Source organism: Gillisella vitis (assembly GCF_021559775.1).
GTDB classification, from domain to species: domain Bacteria; phylum Pseudomonadota; class Alphaproteobacteria; order Rhizobiales; family Rhizobiaceae; genus Allorhizobium; species Allorhizobium ampelinum.
In genome coordinates, this window is sequence record NZ_CP056047.1 from 2,804,959 (window position 1) to 2,821,306 (window position 16,348).

A 16,348-nucleotide genomic window follows, 5' to 3' on the forward strand; every position below is an offset into this window, starting at 1 on the left:
GCCAACAGATGCCGGAATTACTCGCCCCACGTCGTCCCCAGCACGCGCAGCCAGTTTTCACGGGCAATCTTAGCAATATCTGCATCACCGTATCCAGCCGATTGCAACGCTTCAAGCAACCTCTGGTTCCCACTGGCATCGCCGATTTCACCTGGCACGGTGCAACCGTCGAAATCGGAGCCGAGGCCGACACAATCGATACCCATGCGTTCCACCATATAGTCGATATGGCGCACCATATCTGACAGCGGGGTCTCGGCAAAATCGCGGGCATCAGCGCGCAACATGGTCACGGCGTAGTTGAGGCCAGCGATGCCCTTGCGCTCGCGGATCGCATCCATCTGCCGATCCGTCAGGTTGCGGGCCACCGGTGTCAGCACGTGCGCATTGGAATGGCTGGCGATCAATGGTTTGTCGGAGGTTTTCGCCACGTCCCAGAAGCCCTTTTCGGTGATATGGGCAAGGTCGAGGGCAATGCCCAGCCGATCGCAGGCTTTCACAAGCTCAAAACCAAGCGTCGTCAGGCCCGGTCCGGTATCCGGCGACATTGGAAAGGCGAAGGGAACACCATGGCCGAAAATATTCGGGCGGCTCCAGACCGGGCCGAGCGTGCGCAGGCCTGCCTGGTAAAACACCTCAAGAGCGGCCAGATCGGCATCGATGGCCTCACAGCCTTCCATATGCAGCACGGCGGCAAAGACGCCCTCGGCCATGGCAGCGCGAATATCCGATGTCGAGCGGCACAGCCGCCAGCCGCCAGCCCGCTCGACGCGCAGCGCAATCGCGGTCATCTGCAAGGCGATGTCCAGCGACGATGCGCGCGCCAGGGGCTTATCAACAGGGGTATTGTAATGGCCCTTGTCATCCGGCTCGGTCAGCACGAACTCACCGTCTGAGGGAATATAAATCGCGCAGAGACCGCCACCAAGCCCGCCCCGGCGGGCGCGTGGCGCATCGATATGACCTTCCCGTGTGCCATTGATGAATTGCCGCACCGGATCGACGCCCGCTGCATGAGCCCTCCACAAACGCAGGAGGACATCATTATGCCCGTCGAAAACCAATTGCATGAACACTCACCTTTTGACGCATCGCGACTGGCCAGTCTTTTTTGACAAGGGCCACAAGCCTATGACAAAAAAGGGAAATATCGCCAATCTCCTATTTTAGGTGCAGAGTAGAATCAAAAGCTGCAAGGGTTCAAGCGAAAATAATTTGCATCGCAACACAAAGAAGCGAGCATTCTTGCGACATTGGTTTTCGGACACGGCTTTTCGCGTGTCCGTCGTCCAAGGGTGTTTTGAGGAGATGTTTTCAGGGGATATTTTCGATCTCCACCAAAGCGCCTCGCTTACGGATCACCTGAGCGGAAACGGCAGCCCCTTGCGCCAATGCCTCAGCCATCGCGATATCCGAAAGGCGAGCCGACAGGAAACCGGCATTGAAACTATCGCCAGCTGCTGTCGTATCGACGAGATCGGCGACCGGCACGGGATCGAATGTCACTGGCCCTTGCGTGGCGTCAAAGGCATGCACACGGCCCGCGCCATTCTTGACCACCACGGTTGCCGCACCTGCTTTTCGGTATCGGATAATCGTGGCGTCAGGTGTGGCATCGTTGAAATTCGGCCCATCCTCGTCAAAGGACGGCAGGACGATGTCGGCAACCTTGGCCGCCTGCGAAACCGCATTGCACATGCTGTCACGATCCGGCCAAAGCCGGGCGCGCATATTAGGATCGAAAGCGATCAGGCTGCCAGCATCGCGTGCCTGCGCCAGAACCTCTAGCAATTGCTGACGGCCCGCTGGGGACAGGATTGCGAGGGTAATCCCGGAAAACAGGATGAGATCGCGGTCTCGTACGGCCTCTAAAAGAAACGCACGGTCGTCTGCCAGACGCTTGGCGGCGGATTGGCCGCGCCAATAGCTGAAACTGCGCTCGCCATTGGCAAGCTCGATCATATAAAGCCCGACCGTCGCATCCTCCAGACGGCGCAAATGCCCGGTGCCTATTCCCGCCGCTTGCATGAAGGTGAGCATGGCTTGCGAAATACCATCGACGCCGATAGCCGAGCAGTAATCCACCACGTCGTCAGCGCCCAGAAGACGGCGCAGATACCAGGCAGTGTTGAATGTATCGCCAGCAAAATTGCGATGATAAGCACCGTCTTCGCGGGGCGCCATTTCCACCATGCATTCGCCGATGGTCAAGATCCGTTTGCTGCTCATATTATCCTGCCATCCTCATTCGGTCGCGAAATACTGGCCTTGGGTTTCCCTGATCCGGCTGATGATCGACAAGATACGTGACAGGTGAACACGCATGTTGGCGGCGGCCCGGTCGCCATCACGTGCCTTCAGCGCGGCCATAATCTCGATATGGTCGTCAATGGCGCTTTGCGCACCAAAAGCAAGGCTGAGATAGCGGATTCGGTCCATATGCGCCTTGCTGTCGCGGATCAGCGCCCAGGCGAATTCGTGGCCGGACATCTTGCAGATCTGCCGGTGAAACTCGTCATCCAACTCATGAAACAGCATCTTGTCGCCAGCCTCCATGGCCTTGATCTGCCGCTGCACCAATTCGTCGAGCGCCGCGATCTGCTCTTCGCTCAAACGCTCGGCGGCGGCTCGCACGGTTTCCATTTCCAGCGCTGTGCGGATGAAGCGGGCCTGCAACACTCCACGTTCGGAAATATGTGTCACGACAGTTGCCCGTTGTGGGCGGATCATCAGGAAGCCCTGCTGGGACAGGCGATAGAAGGCGTCGCGCACCGGTTGGCGAGACACGCCCATCTGCTTGGCAACATCCACTTCCGATAATTTTGCCCCCGGCGGCAGCTCCAGTTCAACCACCTGCCGGTATAACAGCTCGAAGACCTGCTCGGTGACCGAAGGTTGCCGCTGAACGTCCAGCGTGCGCACATTGACCGTATCAATCATCCCACCCTCCGATTACCACCGCCATCGTCACTCCAAAGTAGCCGGGCCAAGTACCCGGGCCAAGTATCCGGGATCATACCCCGGGACCGCATTGACACAATTTGCATACTAACATATTAGATTGGCAGCGGAATGCAATTGCGTTTCGCCACCACTGTCACCGCCCAGGCCATCGATCAAAAGACGATGGCCAACGCAAGAGGCGGCAGTTGTTTTAAGCCATAATACGCCGGACCGAAATCGGCTTGCGATATTATGCTCTATTAGAATTACGGGGCGCACGCGGAGACCACGGCATTGCTTCATCCAGACAGGCTTTTTCCCCTTGACCCCACAGCACGCACGCTGGCGCGCACGCTTTATGACACGGTCCGCGACCTGCCCATCGTCAGCCCGCATGGCCACACTGACCCCCGCTGGTTTGCGGAAAATGAGGCCTTTCCCGATCCGGCCCAGCTGTTCGTGGTGCCGGACCATTATGTGTTTCGCATGCTCTATTCCCAGGGCATCGACCTCACGGCGCTTGGCGTGCCGCGTGTCGATGGCGGCATGACGGAAACCGATGGCCGCAAGATCTGGCGGCTGTTTGCTGAAAATTTCCATCTGTTTCGCGCCACGCCTAGCCGCATGTGGCTGGACCACGCCTTCGAAGACGTGTTCGGCCTCACGACCCGTCTTTCGGCACAGACGGCGGACCAGACCTATGACCATATCGCCGAATGCCTGGCAAAACCGGAATTTCGCCCCCGCGCCCTGTTCGAACGCTTCAACATCGAAGTGATCGCCACCACGGAAAGCCCGCTGGACGAGTTGAAATGGCATGAGACGATCCGCGCCTCCGGCTGGAATGGCCGCGTCGTCACCGCCTATCGGCCTGACCCTGTAGTCGATCCGCAATTTGAAGGCTTTGCCACCAATATCGAGCGGTTTGGGCAATTGGCTGACGTCGATGCCACCAACTGGAGCGGCTATCTGGAGGCGCATCGCAACCGCCGTGCCTTCTTCAAAACCTATGGCGCCACCAGTTCCGACCACGGCCATCCCACGGCCCGCACCGAGGACCTGCCCCAGGATCAGGCCAAGGCGCTGTTCGACAAGGCGCTGACCGGGCGGATCACCCCCGATGAGGCAGATGCCTTCCGTGGCCATATGCTGACGGAAATGGCCCGGATGAGCCTGGAGGATGGGCTGGTGCTGCAAATCCATCCCGGTTCCTACCGCAACCATTCCGCCGGCATCATGGCAAAACATGGCCGCGACAAGGGCTTCGATATCCCGACCCGCACCGATTACGTCCGGGCGCTTAAACCTCTGCTGGACGCGGTTGGCATGGAAAAGGACCTGACGGTCATTCTCTTCACGCTGGATGAAACCAGCTATTCGCGTGAACTGGCACCGTTGGCGGGGGCCTATCCGGCACTGAAGCTCGGCCCCGCCTGGTGGTTCTTCGACAGTCCTGATGGCATGCGCCGCTTCCGCGAGACAACGACCGAGACCGCCGGTTTCTACAATACCGTCGGCTTCAACGACGACACCCGCGCCTTCTGCTCCATCCCGGCCCGCCATGATGTGGCAAGGCGGGTGGATTGCGCCTATCTGGCCGAACTGGTGCTGACGGGCCGACTGGAGGAGGACGAAGCCCAGGAGCTTGCAGGCGATCTCGCCTACGGACTGGCGAAAAAGGCCTATCGGCTCTAGCTGAGGAGCAGCGGGTCCCAGCGTTTTTCAGAGAAAAGCGGATACCGATTTTCCCGAAAAGACAAACGAAAACAAAGGAAAGCGAGAGATTGCCTGGTTCAGACCACAGTACACGCCCAAAGGACTCTTGGGCTTCGCCCCCCTCATCCCCCTGCCGGGGACTTCTCCCCGCTGGGGAGAAGAGGCCAAGGCGATAGCACTCAGCCTTATTCTGATGTTGAAAAAGGGCTTTACTCGCTCTTTACAGCACCAGAGAAAGCGCTAGACGCCGCTGCAAGTCTCTTCTCCCCACCGGGGAGAAGGTGGCGGCAGCCGGATGAGGGGGCGGCAAAGCCGCAAGACCTTTGCGTCGTGTACTGTGGCTTCAGACTGAACCAGACAGCCTCGATGGAGGAGAAGCCAGCGATGGATACAGACTTCGTCAGGACCTTTCCGGTGGTCGAAACCGGCCACGGGGTGACCCGCCAGGTTCTCTCCGATAGCCCAGAACTGATGGTGGTAAAATTCACCTTCGCCAAGGGTGCGGAGGGCCTGCGGCACCATCACCCGCATGTGCAATCCACCTATGTTCAATCAGGCCGGTTCGAATTTTCCATCGGCGACGAGACGTTCACGGTCGGTCCGGGCGACAGTTTCGTTATTCCCTCCCTTGCCTTTCACGGCTGCCGGGCCATGGAGCCCGGTGTGCTGATCGACACATTCACGCCCCGGCGTGACGATTTTCTTTGATATTTGAGGAGTAAAGCCATGCTGAGTGTTGAAACCCGCCACGCCATCGACCCGCAGACCGCCAAAAGCTTCGACACCACGGCCCTGCGCAAGCATTTCCATGTCGGCGGTATTTTTGCGGCGGACGAAATCCGGCTGATCTATACCCACTACGACCGGATGATCGTCGGCGGTGCGGTGCCTGAAGGCGCTTCTCTGGTGCTGGACCATGTGAAGGAATGCGGCACCGCCTCCATTCTCGACCGGCGCGAACTTGTCGTCGTCAATATCGGCGGCACCGGCACGGTCGAGGCGGATGCAACCTATGAAATGGGCAAGGGCGACATGCTCTATCTCGGCATGGGCGCGGGCAAGATCAGTTTTTCAGGCGCTGGCCGGTTCTACATTCTCTCGGCCCCGGCCCATCACACCTATCCGTCGCGCCTCATCAAGATTGAGGAAGCCGCCAATGTAACGCTCGGCTCGAAGGCGACCTCCAATGAGCGCACCATCTACCAGTTCGTGCATCCTGACGTGATGAAGGCCTGCCAGCTGGTGGTCGGCATGACCAAGCTTGCCCCCGGCTCCGTCTGGAACACCATGCCCGCCCATGTCCATGACCGGCGCATGGAAGCCTATCTGTATTTCGACCTGCCGGAAGGCCAGCGCGCTTTCCATATGATGGGCGAGCCGGACGAGACCCGGCATCTGGTGTTGAAAAACGAGGAAGGCGCGATTTCGCCGCCCTGGTCGATCCATTCGGGGGCGGGTACGGCCAATTACACTTTCATCTGGGCGATGGCCGGTGACAATGTCGATTACAAGGATGTCGAAGTGGTCTCGATGGAGACGCTGAAGTGAGCGATCTGTTTTCCCTCAAGGGCAAGACGGCGCTGGTGACAGGCGCCAATACCGGCATCGGCCAGGCCATTGCCCTGTCGCTTGCCGGGGCTGGCGCCAGCGTGATTTGTGCGGGCCGCTCTCCGGTGACAGAAACTGTCGAGCAGATTACCAATGCCGGTGGCAAGGCGTCCGGCCTCACCCTCGACCTGTCCGACCCGATGGCCGGGTGCGGCATTTTCGAGGATCTCGGCCCGGTCGATATTCTCGTCAACAATGCCGGCATCATCCGCCGCGCCGATGCGGTGGATTTCACCGAGGCCGATTGGGATGCGGTGATGGATGTCAACCTGAAGGCGGTATTCTTCCTCTGCCAGGCCTTTGCCAAAGCCTTGTTTGCCCGCGACGCAGGCGGCAAGATCGTCAATATTGCCTCGATGCTGTCCTTCCAGGGCGGTATTCGCGTGCCATCCTATACGGCGTCGAAAAGCGGTGTTGCCGGACTGACCAAGCTGCTCGCCAATGAATGGGCAGCCAAGGGCATCAATGTCAACGCCATTGCCCCCGGCTATATCGAAACCAACAATACCGAGGCGCTGCGCAATGACGCTGCCCGCAACAAGGCAATCCTGGAGCGCATTCCGGCTGGTCGCTGGGGCGAGGCCGAAGACATTGGCGGGGCTGCGGTGTTTCTTTCCTCACGGGCGGCCAAATATATCCATGGTGCCATTCTCAATGTTGATGGAGGCTGGCTTGCCCGCTGATATATCCGCCAATCCGCAACGGCTGCGCCGCCCCGATAGCATCAGACCGCAGACGGGCATTGTCCATCTCGGGCTTGGCGCGTTCTACCGCGCCCATGGGGCGATCTATATCGAACAGGCCATGGAGAAATCCGGCGGGGATTGGGGCATTATCGGCGTCAGCCTGATGCGGCCCGACCAGCGCGATGCGCTCGCCCCCCAGGATTTCGCCTATACCGCCGTCGAGCTTGGGCCAAACGGCGAAACACCGCATGTGATCGGCGTGATCAACGATGTGCTGGTGGCACGGGAAAACCCGAGAGCCGTCATCGACGCGATGAGCGATCCGGCTGTCAAGATCGTCAGCCTGACGGTGACGGAAAAAGGCTATTGCCACGAACCGTCCACGGGCAGACTGAACCAAGGCCATCCCGACATCCAGCATGATCTGGCCCATCCCGAAGCCCCCCTCTCCGCCCTCGGCTTTCTGGTGCGGGCGCTGGAAAAGCGCCATGCGGCGGGCCTGCGTCCGTTCACGGTGCTATGCTGCGACAACCTGCCGGAAAACGGCAAGGTGGTGCAGGGCGTTGTGCTGGAACTGGCCGGGCTGATCTCATCCGATCTTCAAGGCTGGATTGCCCGTGAAGGCGCTTTTCCCTCGACCATGGTGGATCGGATTGTACCCGCCACCAAGCCGGAGGATATCGACCGGCTGGCGCAGATCACCGGCGTGCTGGATCTTTCCCCCGTCATGCATGAGCCTTTCCGGCAATGGGTAGTAGAAGACCATTTCGTTGATGGTGCAAGACCGGAGCTCGGAGCCGTCGGCGTCGAGCTGGTCGAGGATGTCACGCCGTTCGAGCATATGAAGCTGCGCTGCCTGAACGGCACCCATTCGTCGCTTGCCTATCTCGGCTATCTCGCCGGTCACGAAACCATTGCCCAGACGGTGGCCGATCCGGTCTTTGCCCGGTTCTGCAAGATGCTGTGGAACACGGAAATCACCCCCGGCCTGAAAGCCCCGCCGGGCGTGAGCCTTGACGATTATACAGCTGCGTTGTTTGACCGTTACGCCAATCCCGCCATCCGCCACCGCACCTGGCAGATTGCCATGGACGGCTCGCAAAAACTGCCGCAGCGGATTCTCGGTACTCTGACGGAGAACCTCACCGCCAACCGGCCGATCACGGGATTGGCTTTGGCCGTTGCCGCCTGGATGCGCTATGTTGGCGGCGTCGATGAAAAGGGCGACGCCATCGACGTGCGCGACCCGTTGGCCGCGCGTTTGAAAAGTCTGAGTGATGGCGCTGCCGAGCCTGCCGACAAGGTCGCGGCGCTGTTGTCGGTGCGCGAGATTTTCCCTGAACCGCTGGCCGATAACCCGACCTTCCGCAATGCACTGACGACAGCTTATCAAAGCCTTGTGACCAAGGGCGCACGACAGACGATAGAGGATTTGAGCCGATGAAAGAGAGCTGGCGCTGGTACGGCCCGTTTGACCGCATTACCCTGACCGAGGTCGCCCAGACCGGGGCCTCCGGCATCGTCAACGCGCTGCACGAAATACCCTATGGTGAAGTCTGGGGCAGCGATGCCATTGCCGCCCGCCGCGACGAGATCGCCAATAGCGGCTTAGGCCTGACTTGGAATGTGGTGGAAAGCCTGCCGATCCATGAGGATATCAAGCGCGGCGAAGGTGATCTTGAACGGCTGTTTGCCAATTACCGCCAGTCGATGAAGAACCTGGCGGATGCCGGTATCCACACGATCTGCTATAATTTCATGCCATTGCTCGACTGGACCCGCACCCAGCTGGATGCGCCAGTGGCGCGCGGTGGCACGGCCTTGCGATTTTCCGAGCCGCATATGGCCGCCTTCGAGATTCATATGCTGGAGCGCGAAGGGGCGGAAAATGACTATTCGCCAGAGGTGCGCGAGGCCGCCAAGGCCTGGTTTGACGCCTCCAGCGAAGGCTTGCGCCAAAACCTGTTGAACAGCATAATGTCCGGTCTGCCCGGTGCCTTCGACCGTTACGATATCAGCGGCTTGCGCGAGGCGCTGAAGCGCTATCACGGCATCAGCCGCGATGAGATCCGCGCCAACTATGCCCGCTTCCTCGCCGAAGTCATTCCGACGGCAGAAGAGCTTGGCATGCGGTTTTGCGTGCATCCCGACGATCCGCCGCGCGATATTCTCGGCCTGCCGCGCATCGTCTCCTGCGAAGACGACATTGCCTGGATCATGGAACAGCAACCGGCCATTGCCAACGGCTTGACGCTGTGCGCGGGCTCGCTGGGTGCCAATCCGAAAAACGATGTTCCGGCCATTGCCGCACGCTTTGCCGAGCGCATCCATTTCGCCCATCTGCGCAATGTGGCTAAGGAGCCGGATGGGTCCTTCCAGGAGGCCGCGCATCTCGATGGCGATACCGACATGGTGACGCTGATCGCCGTGCTGATTGCCGAAGAGCGCCGCCGCAAGGCAGACGGTCGCGCCGATTTCGACATTCCCTTCCGCCCGGACCATGGCCACGAATTGCTTGACGATGTCAGCCGTGGCACCCATCCCGGCTATCCGCTGGTCGGGCGTCTGCGCGGACTGGCGGAACTGCGCGGGGTCATTCGCGCCCTCTCTCACGGACATGTGCATTATGGCTGAAGGGACAGGGATAGTGCTGCTGCACCCGGATGACACCGTTGCCATCCTGACCAATCCCGCCCCGGCAGGCACGCAGCCGCTTGGATTTGGCGTGAGCCTTGATCATCCGGTGGCGCGTGGCCACAAGATTGCCCGGCAGGATATGGCGGAGGGAGGCAATATCATCAAGTTCGGGCAGGTGATTGGCTATGCCAGCCGCCCGATCCGGGCGGGTGAGCATGTGCATACCGACAACTGTTCCTTCGGCGCTCACGACCAACATTATGAGGTGGGTGCCGATTACCAAAAGGCGCTAGCCGCCATTCCCACTGTTAAGCCTGAGAGATTCATGGGCTATCGCCGGGCGAATGGACAGGCGGGAACGCGCAATTTCATCGCCATCTGCGCTACGGTCAACTGTTCCGCCACCGTCATCCGGCGGGCTGCCGATGACATCAACCGCTCCGGCATTCTCGACGATTATCCTGATATCGATGGGGTCGCCGCCTTTGCGCATGGCACCGGCTGCGGCATGGATGCAGGCGGCGAAGGGGCGGATATTCTGCAACGGGTGCTATGGGGCTATGCCACCCATCCCAATGTCGGCGCTGCGGTTTTTGTCGGTCTGGGTTGCGAGGTCATGCAACTCGCCCGGATGAAAATGCTTTATGGTGGCAATGACGAAAGCCGGTTCTTCGGCCTGACAATCCAGGAGAGTGGCGGCACCGCTGCGACCATCGCGCATCTGATCGACCACATCAAATCCATCCTGCCGGTGGTCAACGCCATCAAGCGCCAGCCGATCCCGGCCTCGGAGCTAAAACTGGCGCTGCAATGCGGCGGCTCGGATGGGTTTTCCGGCATCACCGCCAATCCGGCGCTCGGCATCGCCTCCGACCTGCTGGTCGGCCTGGGCGGCACGGTGGTTCTCTCGGAAACCCCTGAGATCTACGGTGCCGAACAATTGCTGTTGCGCCGCGCCGCATCAAGCGAAATCGGCGAGAAGCTGATCGCCCGCATTCGCTGGTGGGAAGACTATACAAAAATGAACCGGGGCTCGATGGACAACAATCCCAGCCCCGGCAACAAACTGGGCGGGCTGACCACCATTCTGGAAAAATCGCTGGGCGCATCGGCCAAGGCCGGCAGCACGCCACTGACCGACGTGTTGAACTACGCAGAACGGATCGAAACCCCCGGCTTCGTCTTCATGGACACCCCCGGCTACGACCCGGTCTCCGCCACCGGCCAGATCGCTGGCGGCGCGCAAATGCTGGTCTTCACCACCGGCCGCGGCTCGGCCTTCGGCTCCAAGCCCACCCCCACCATCAAGCTCGCCACCAACAGTAAGCTGTTTGAGGACATGCCCGACGACATGGACCTCAACTGCGGCGACATCATCAGCGCCGGGATTTCGCTGGAGCAGAAAGGCCGGGAGATTCTCGATCTCGTGCTGGCCTCGGCTTCGGGGCAGAAGACCAAGTCGGAGATTTTGGGGCTGGGGGATAACGAATTTGTGCCTTGGCAGGTTGGGGCGGTGATGTAACATCAGTATGTCATCACTCAGCCGCAGGATGAAAATGGAAAATACGGGAACCGGCATATCCTCAATCTACATATACGATCCAGACAAAAATAGTGGTGGCAACCGTCGAATAAACGTGCAAATACCTGCAATTCTCAAACATGCAGGATGGAGTATTTTACTCGCACCATTTCAATTATTATTGTCGTTAATTTTTTTATACATATTTTTTGCTTTAACAAAAATTGAAATGCAAATATTTTTAAAGGGCAAAAATATTAATTTTTACGCAATAATTTATAATTTAATACTTATATACTCTTCTGCCTCTATGATTATGTATTCAATATCAAATGCTTACGTAGATTTCATCCGTGAAGGCCCATTTATTCAAATAGACGAATTGGGTTTCACGGATCGTCGCATTTCCAATGACAAGATAGCGTGGAACAATGTATTCGTAAAAACAATAACAGGAGGAACATGGGTAAGGCGGACAGCCATGTATGTCCGAATAGACGCACAAAATATAAAATTCCATCCATGGAGACTGGATGTCGCCGTAAATAGATTTTTAAAAATCAATTTTATATTTATAGGATTTTCTAGAAACGAAAAAGAAAATAAGAAATTCATCGAGGTGTTTAAATTTTTCACACGAACAAAACCATACGATGAAGATCAAAATGTAAGAACAGTCTCATAAAAATAAGGCTCACTCCTAAAGGAGAGAGCCCTATAAAATGCATAGGAATAATGGATCGAAATCCACACTATTTAATCATCGGCAGCAATTCAGTGATCGACTTCTTCGCATCACCATAGAACATCCGCGTATTTTCCTTATAGAACAGCGGGTTCTCGATGCCGGAATAGCCGGTGCCCTGGCCGCGTTTGGACACGAATACCTGCTTGGCTTTCCACACCTGCAAGACAGGCATGCCGGCAATCGGGCTGTTGGGGTCTTCTTCGGCTGCCGGGTTGACGATGTCGTTGGAGCCGATGACGATGACGACGTCGGTGCTTGGAAAATCGTCGTTGATTTCGTCCATTTCCATGACGATGTCATAGGGTACCTTGGCTTCGGCCAGCAGCACGTTCATATGGCCGGGCAAACGGCCTGCCACCGGATGGATGGCAAAACGCACGTTTTTGCCAGCGTCACGCAGCTTGCGGGTGAGTTCCGATACCGCCTGCTGGGCTTGAGCCACCGCCATGCCGTAGCCCGGCACGATGATCACGCTTTCAGCCTCGTTCAGCGCATTGGCCACGCCTTCCGCATCGATAGCCACCTGTTCGCCCTCGATTTCCATAGCCGGACCAGTAGTGCTGCCAAAGCCGCCGAGGATGACCGAGATGAAGGACCGGTTCATCGCTTTGCACATGATGTAAGACAGGATCGCGCCTGACGAGCCAACCAGCGCACCGGTCACGATCAGCAGGTCATTGCCGAGCGTAAAGCCGATGGCCGCTGCTGCCCAGCCGGAATAGCTGTTCAACATCGATACCACCACCGGCATATCGGCACCGCCAATGCCCATGATCATGTGATAGCCGATGAAGAAGGCCAGCAGCGTCATCAGCACCAGCGCCCAGGCACCAGCGCCGTAGAAATAGGCGATCAACAGCAGGAAGGACAGAGCGGCGGCACCGGCGTTGAGCATATGCCCGCCGGGCAATTGCTTGGCCTTGCCATCGATCTTGCCTGCCAGCTTGCCGAAAGCAATGACCGAGCCAGTGAAGGTGACGGCACCGATGAACACGCCGAGGAACACCTCGACCTTCATGATCGACAGTTCGACAGGCAGTTTATGGGCGAGAATAGCGGCAAAGCCGGTGAGTGCGGCCCGCGCCGTCTCGTCCAGCCGGGCAACATGGGCTTCTTCCAGATGGGTGTTATAGCCGATAAATACCGCGGCCAGACCGACAAAGCTATGCAATGCCGCCACAAGCTGTGGCATTTCCGTCATCTGCACGCGGTTTGCCACGTAATAGCCAAGCACAGACCCACCAGCGATCATCAGTACAATGATGAACCAATGGCCAATGCCGGGGCCGAAAATCGTGGCGATGACCGCAAGGCCCATGCCGACAATGCCGTACCACACGGCCCGTTTGGCGCTTTCCTGGCCCGACAGGCCACCCAGCGACAGGATAAACAACACAGCGGCTGCAATATAGGCCGCAGAAACAATACCAATAGCCATAATAACGTCTTCCCCCTCAGGACTTCTGGAACATGGCGAGCATACGCCGTGTCACAAGGAAGCCGCCGACGATATTGATCGTCGCAATCAGCACGGACAGTGCAGCCAGTGTCACCACCAGCCAATTGCCGGAGCCGATCTGGAGCAATGCGCCCAGAATGACGATGCCGGAAATCGCATTGGTCAGGGCCATCAGCGGCGTGTGCAGCGAATGGCTGACACCCCAGATCACCTGGAAACCAATGAAGCAGGCCAGAACGAACACAATGAAATGGCTCATGAAGCTGACAGGGGCAAACGCACCCACCAACAGCATCACCGCCGTGCCAATCGCCAGCAGCTTGACCTGATTGGCAGTCTGCGCCTTGAACTCGGCAGCTTCCTTGGCCCGCTTTTCATCATGGGTCAGTTCCTTGACCTTCTCCTTCGGCTTGGCGGCGGCAATCGCCTGCACCTTGGGCGGCGGTGGCGGATAGGTGATCGCGCCTTCAAAGGTCACGGTCGCGCCCCTGATAACGTCGTCTTCCATGTTATGGACGAGCTTGCCATCCTTGGCCGGTGTCAGATCCGTCATCATATGGCGGATGTTGGTGGAATACAGCGTCGAGGATTGCGCCGCCATCCGGCTGGGGAAATCGGTATAGCCAATGACAATAACGCCATTGTCGGACACCACCCGCTGGTCGGCCACGGTCAGATCGCAATTGCCGCCGCGTTCAGCCGCCAGATCGATAATGACAGAGCCGGGCTTCATGGAGGCCACCATATCGGCCAGCCACAGCTTTGGTGCATCCCGACCGGGGATCAGCGCTGTGGTGATGACGATATCGATATCGGGGGCCAGTTCGCGGAACTTCGCCAATTGCTTTTCGCGGAATTCCGGCGAGGACGGTGCAGCATAACCACCGGTCGCGGCCCCATCCTGGCTGGCTTCGAATTCGAGATAGACGAATTGCGCGCCCATGCTCTCGATCTGCTCGGCCACTTCAGGGCGAACATCGAACGCATAGACGATTGCACCGAGCGACGTTGCCGTACCGATGGCCGCAAGACCAGCCACACCGGCACCGATGATCAGCACCTTGGCCGGCGGAACCTTACCCGCTGCCGTGACCTGGCCGGTGAAGAACCGGCCAAAATTATTGCCCGCCTCAATGACGGCGCGATAACCGGCGATATTGGCCATGGAGGACAGCGCATCCATCTTCTGGGCGCGCGAGATGCGCGGCACCATATCCATGGCGATGACGTTGGCGCCCTTGGCCTTGGCTTCTTCCAGCAGCGCCGTATTTTGCGCGGGATAAAAGAAGGAGATCAGGGTTTTGCCGGGCGCGAGCTTTTCCACTTCAGAGGATTCTGGCGGACGCACCTTGGCAATCACATCCGCCTGCGCGTACAGCGCGTCTGCGCTATCGGCGACCGTGACACCAGCCTTGCGGTAGGCATCGTCGGAAAAACCCGCCGCCTTGCCAGCACCCGTCTCGATCAGGCAGGCATAGCCCAGTTTTTGCAATTGTTGTGCGCTGTCGGGCGTCATCGCAACGCGCGCTTCGCCAGCATATAATTCTTTTGGTGAGCCTATTGTCAAACTCATGGAAACCTCCTGACCCTCGATACGAGGGAACCGCACCAGCTTATAGCCTCCGCGCGCCCCCGTCCCCGTGACATGATGACCTCATGCCTGCGGCATTTAAGGGAGGTCGCGATTGCAAAACAAGCCTTTGTTAACGCTTTCGGTACGTTCGACTATCGATAAACACGGCTTTGCCGACAAACTGGCAAAACCACCAGTGCTTGGCCGGTCTGTGTACAACCGCCACCCCGTGCAAACGTGAGAGCTGCTCCAAAACGATCCTCCTCACAGGCAACCAGATACCAGAAAAGCACAGGCCTCAGCGCGTGATGAATTCCTGAAGGACGAGATCCTGAAGGCGGGCGGCGAGCGTTGACATATGGCGGTTTTTCATACTGATCAAATGGTAGGGCAAGACGATAATCGGTCTGCGGATCTTCAGGCGGCACAGCCCAGCCCCGGTTGTCTGGCGACAGAGCAGGTCGGAAACCTCCCGCGACAGTGGCGTGATCGCATTGGACGCGGCAATCATCGCAATCATCACCAGCAGCGACGTGGTGTTGACGACATCCACCGGCAGCGTGGTTCCCGCATCGATGAAGGCGTTTTCAACGGCCTGGCGCACCGGCGCGCCAGGCCCCTGCATCACCCAGGGAAAGTGCAGCAGGTCGGTCATGCGTAGATCGGCCGCATTGGCCAGGGGATGGCTCTGGTGGACGATCAGGTCCACTTCCTCGGTGCGGGCATGACGAATATGGAATTGACGGGCATCGACACCAACAGGGATCCGCCCCAGCACAAAATCGAACTGTCCCGAAACGAGATTGGAGATCAGCGTACCGCTCGGTGCCACATCAACGTAGATATCGGCGGTGCGGGCCTCTGTCTTCAGGGTGCTGATGGCTGGAACGATATAGCCGAGCGCCCCACCCGTCACCGCCCCGACACTGACGGTGCCGGATGCGCCGCGCTTGATCGCGTCCACCTCGCGCATCGCCTCGCGCATTTCCTGAAGCAGGATTTCCGAGCGTCGCACCAGCGCCGCCCCCACTTCTGTCGCCTCCATGCCCTTGGGCGTGCGCAGAAACACCGCCGCGCCGACGATCCGCTCAATTTCGGCCAGCATGCGCGATGCCGCAGGCTGGGTCATCGAGACCTGGCCTGCGGCAAGGCTCAACTGTCCAAGATCGCCAATCGCCTTGATCAAGGTGAAATGCTTCGGCTGGAGCCGGTTTGCCGGTGTATTATTCATACAGCGTATATCAAGATTGATATGGGGAATGTCAAATAAATCATTTGAATGACATATCGGGACGGATAAGAGTTCACCATGGATCGTGTAGTGCTTATAAAGCCTGCCAGATTCTTTGCGGCGAACAGAAGGAGCTGGGGCCGCTTCTGCATGACGTGCCAGACCGGAAACGGATTACGCGCCAGATCATGTAGCGGATTTATATGGAAACCAAGGGAGGTTCCT

Annotated in this window: 14 protein-coding genes; 8 read left to right on the forward strand and 6 right to left on the reverse strand. The window is 58.4% G+C overall.

The window, feature by feature from the left end; all coding sequences use genetic code 11:
- Positions 1-17: 17 nt before the first annotated feature.
- From AVCG78_RS13110 to AVCG78_RS13120, 3 genes are all read right to left on the reverse strand, one after another.
- Positions 18-1,070, reverse strand: coding sequence for a dipeptidase (locus AVCG78_RS13110; protein ID WP_071203890.1), 1,053 nt, complete (start codon positions 1,068-1,070; stop codon positions 18-20).
- Positions 1,071-1,314: 244 nt separating this feature from the next.
- Positions 1,315-2,229 (reverse strand): sugar kinase, encoded by a 915-nt coding sequence (locus AVCG78_RS13115; protein WP_071203891.1) that lies wholly within the window; start codon positions 2,227-2,229, stop codon positions 1,315-1,317.
- A gap of 15 nt (positions 2,230-2,244) precedes the next feature.
- Entirely contained in the window at positions 2,245-2,940 is a 696-nt protein-coding gene (locus AVCG78_RS13120) for a GntR family transcriptional regulator (RefSeq protein WP_015917219.1), read from the reverse strand.
- 297 nt (positions 2,941-3,237) lie between these two features.
- Between AVCG78_RS13120 and uxaC the strand changes: the two genes are divergently transcribed.
- The 8 genes from uxaC to AVCG78_RS13160 all read left to right on the forward strand — a co-directional run bounded on the left by uxaC (position 3,238) and on the right by AVCG78_RS13160 (position 11,797).
- Complete coding sequence (gene uxaC, locus AVCG78_RS13125) at positions 3,238-4,638, forward strand: glucuronate isomerase (protein WP_071203896.1); 1,401 nt, start codon at positions 3,238-3,240, stop codon at positions 4,636-4,638.
- Positions 4,639-5,043: 405 nt separating this feature from the next.
- On the forward strand, positions 5,044-5,367 hold the full coding sequence (locus tag AVCG78_RS13130) for a cupin domain-containing protein (RefSeq protein ID WP_041697109.1): 324 nt from the start codon (positions 5,044-5,046) through the stop codon (positions 5,365-5,367).
- A gap of 18 nt (positions 5,368-5,385) precedes the next feature.
- On the forward strand, positions 5,386-6,207 hold the full coding sequence (gene kduI, locus AVCG78_RS13135; RefSeq protein WP_071203898.1) for a 5-dehydro-4-deoxy-D-glucuronate isomerase: 822 nt from the start codon (positions 5,386-5,388) through the stop codon (positions 6,205-6,207).
- Entirely contained in the window at positions 6,204-6,950 is a 747-nt protein-coding gene (gene kduD, locus AVCG78_RS13140) for a 2-dehydro-3-deoxy-D-gluconate 5-dehydrogenase KduD (protein ID WP_071203901.1), read from the forward strand. Before kduI ends, kduD begins: the two co-directional genes overlap by 4 nt.
- Entirely contained in the window at positions 6,928-8,397 is a 1,470-nt protein-coding gene (locus AVCG78_RS13145) for a mannitol dehydrogenase family protein (protein ID WP_139191374.1), read from the forward strand. The genes kduD and AVCG78_RS13145 overlap by 23 nt, the downstream gene beginning before the upstream one ends.
- Positions 8,394-9,587 carry a mannonate dehydratase gene (uxuA, locus tag AVCG78_RS13150; RefSeq protein WP_071203902.1) on the forward strand — a complete coding sequence of 398 codons (1,194 nt, stop codon included), beginning with the start codon at positions 8,394-8,396 and terminating at the stop codon, positions 9,585-9,587. The genes AVCG78_RS13145 and uxuA overlap by 4 nt, the downstream gene beginning before the upstream one ends.
- Positions 9,580-11,112, forward strand: a complete 1,533-nt coding sequence (locus AVCG78_RS13155; protein ID WP_071584942.1) for a UxaA family hydrolase — start codon at positions 9,580-9,582, stop codon at positions 11,110-11,112. Before uxuA ends, AVCG78_RS13155 begins: the two co-directional genes overlap by 8 nt.
- Before the next feature lie 34 nt (positions 11,113-11,146).
- Positions 11,147-11,797: a hypothetical protein gene (locus tag AVCG78_RS13160; protein WP_071584926.1), complete on the forward strand. Its 651-nt coding sequence runs from the start codon at positions 11,147-11,149 to the stop codon at positions 11,795-11,797.
- Between the two features lie 67 nt (positions 11,798-11,864).
- On the opposite strand, the gene AVCG78_RS13165 is transcribed toward AVCG78_RS13160, so the two are convergent.
- The 3 genes from AVCG78_RS13165 to AVCG78_RS13175 all read right to left on the reverse strand — a co-directional run bounded on the left by AVCG78_RS13165 (position 11,865) and on the right by AVCG78_RS13175 (position 16,123).
- The gene (locus tag AVCG78_RS13165) at positions 11,865-13,298 is read right to left on the reverse strand and encodes an NAD(P)(+) transhydrogenase (Re/Si-specific) subunit beta (protein WP_015917227.1); all 1,434 of its coding nucleotides are present in this window, start codon (positions 13,296-13,298) and stop codon (positions 11,865-11,867) included.
- Positions 13,299-13,314: 16 nt separating this feature from the next.
- Positions 13,315-14,886: a Re/Si-specific NAD(P)(+) transhydrogenase subunit alpha gene (locus AVCG78_RS13170; protein ID WP_071204813.1), complete on the reverse strand. Its 1,572-nt coding sequence runs from the start codon at positions 14,884-14,886 to the stop codon at positions 13,315-13,317.
- A 304-nt stretch (positions 14,887-15,190) separates the two neighbouring features.
- On the reverse strand, positions 15,191-16,123 hold the full coding sequence (locus AVCG78_RS13175) for a LysR family transcriptional regulator (RefSeq protein WP_071204790.1): 933 nt from the start codon (positions 16,121-16,123) through the stop codon (positions 15,191-15,193).
- Between the last annotated feature and the right edge of the window lie 225 nt (positions 16,124-16,348).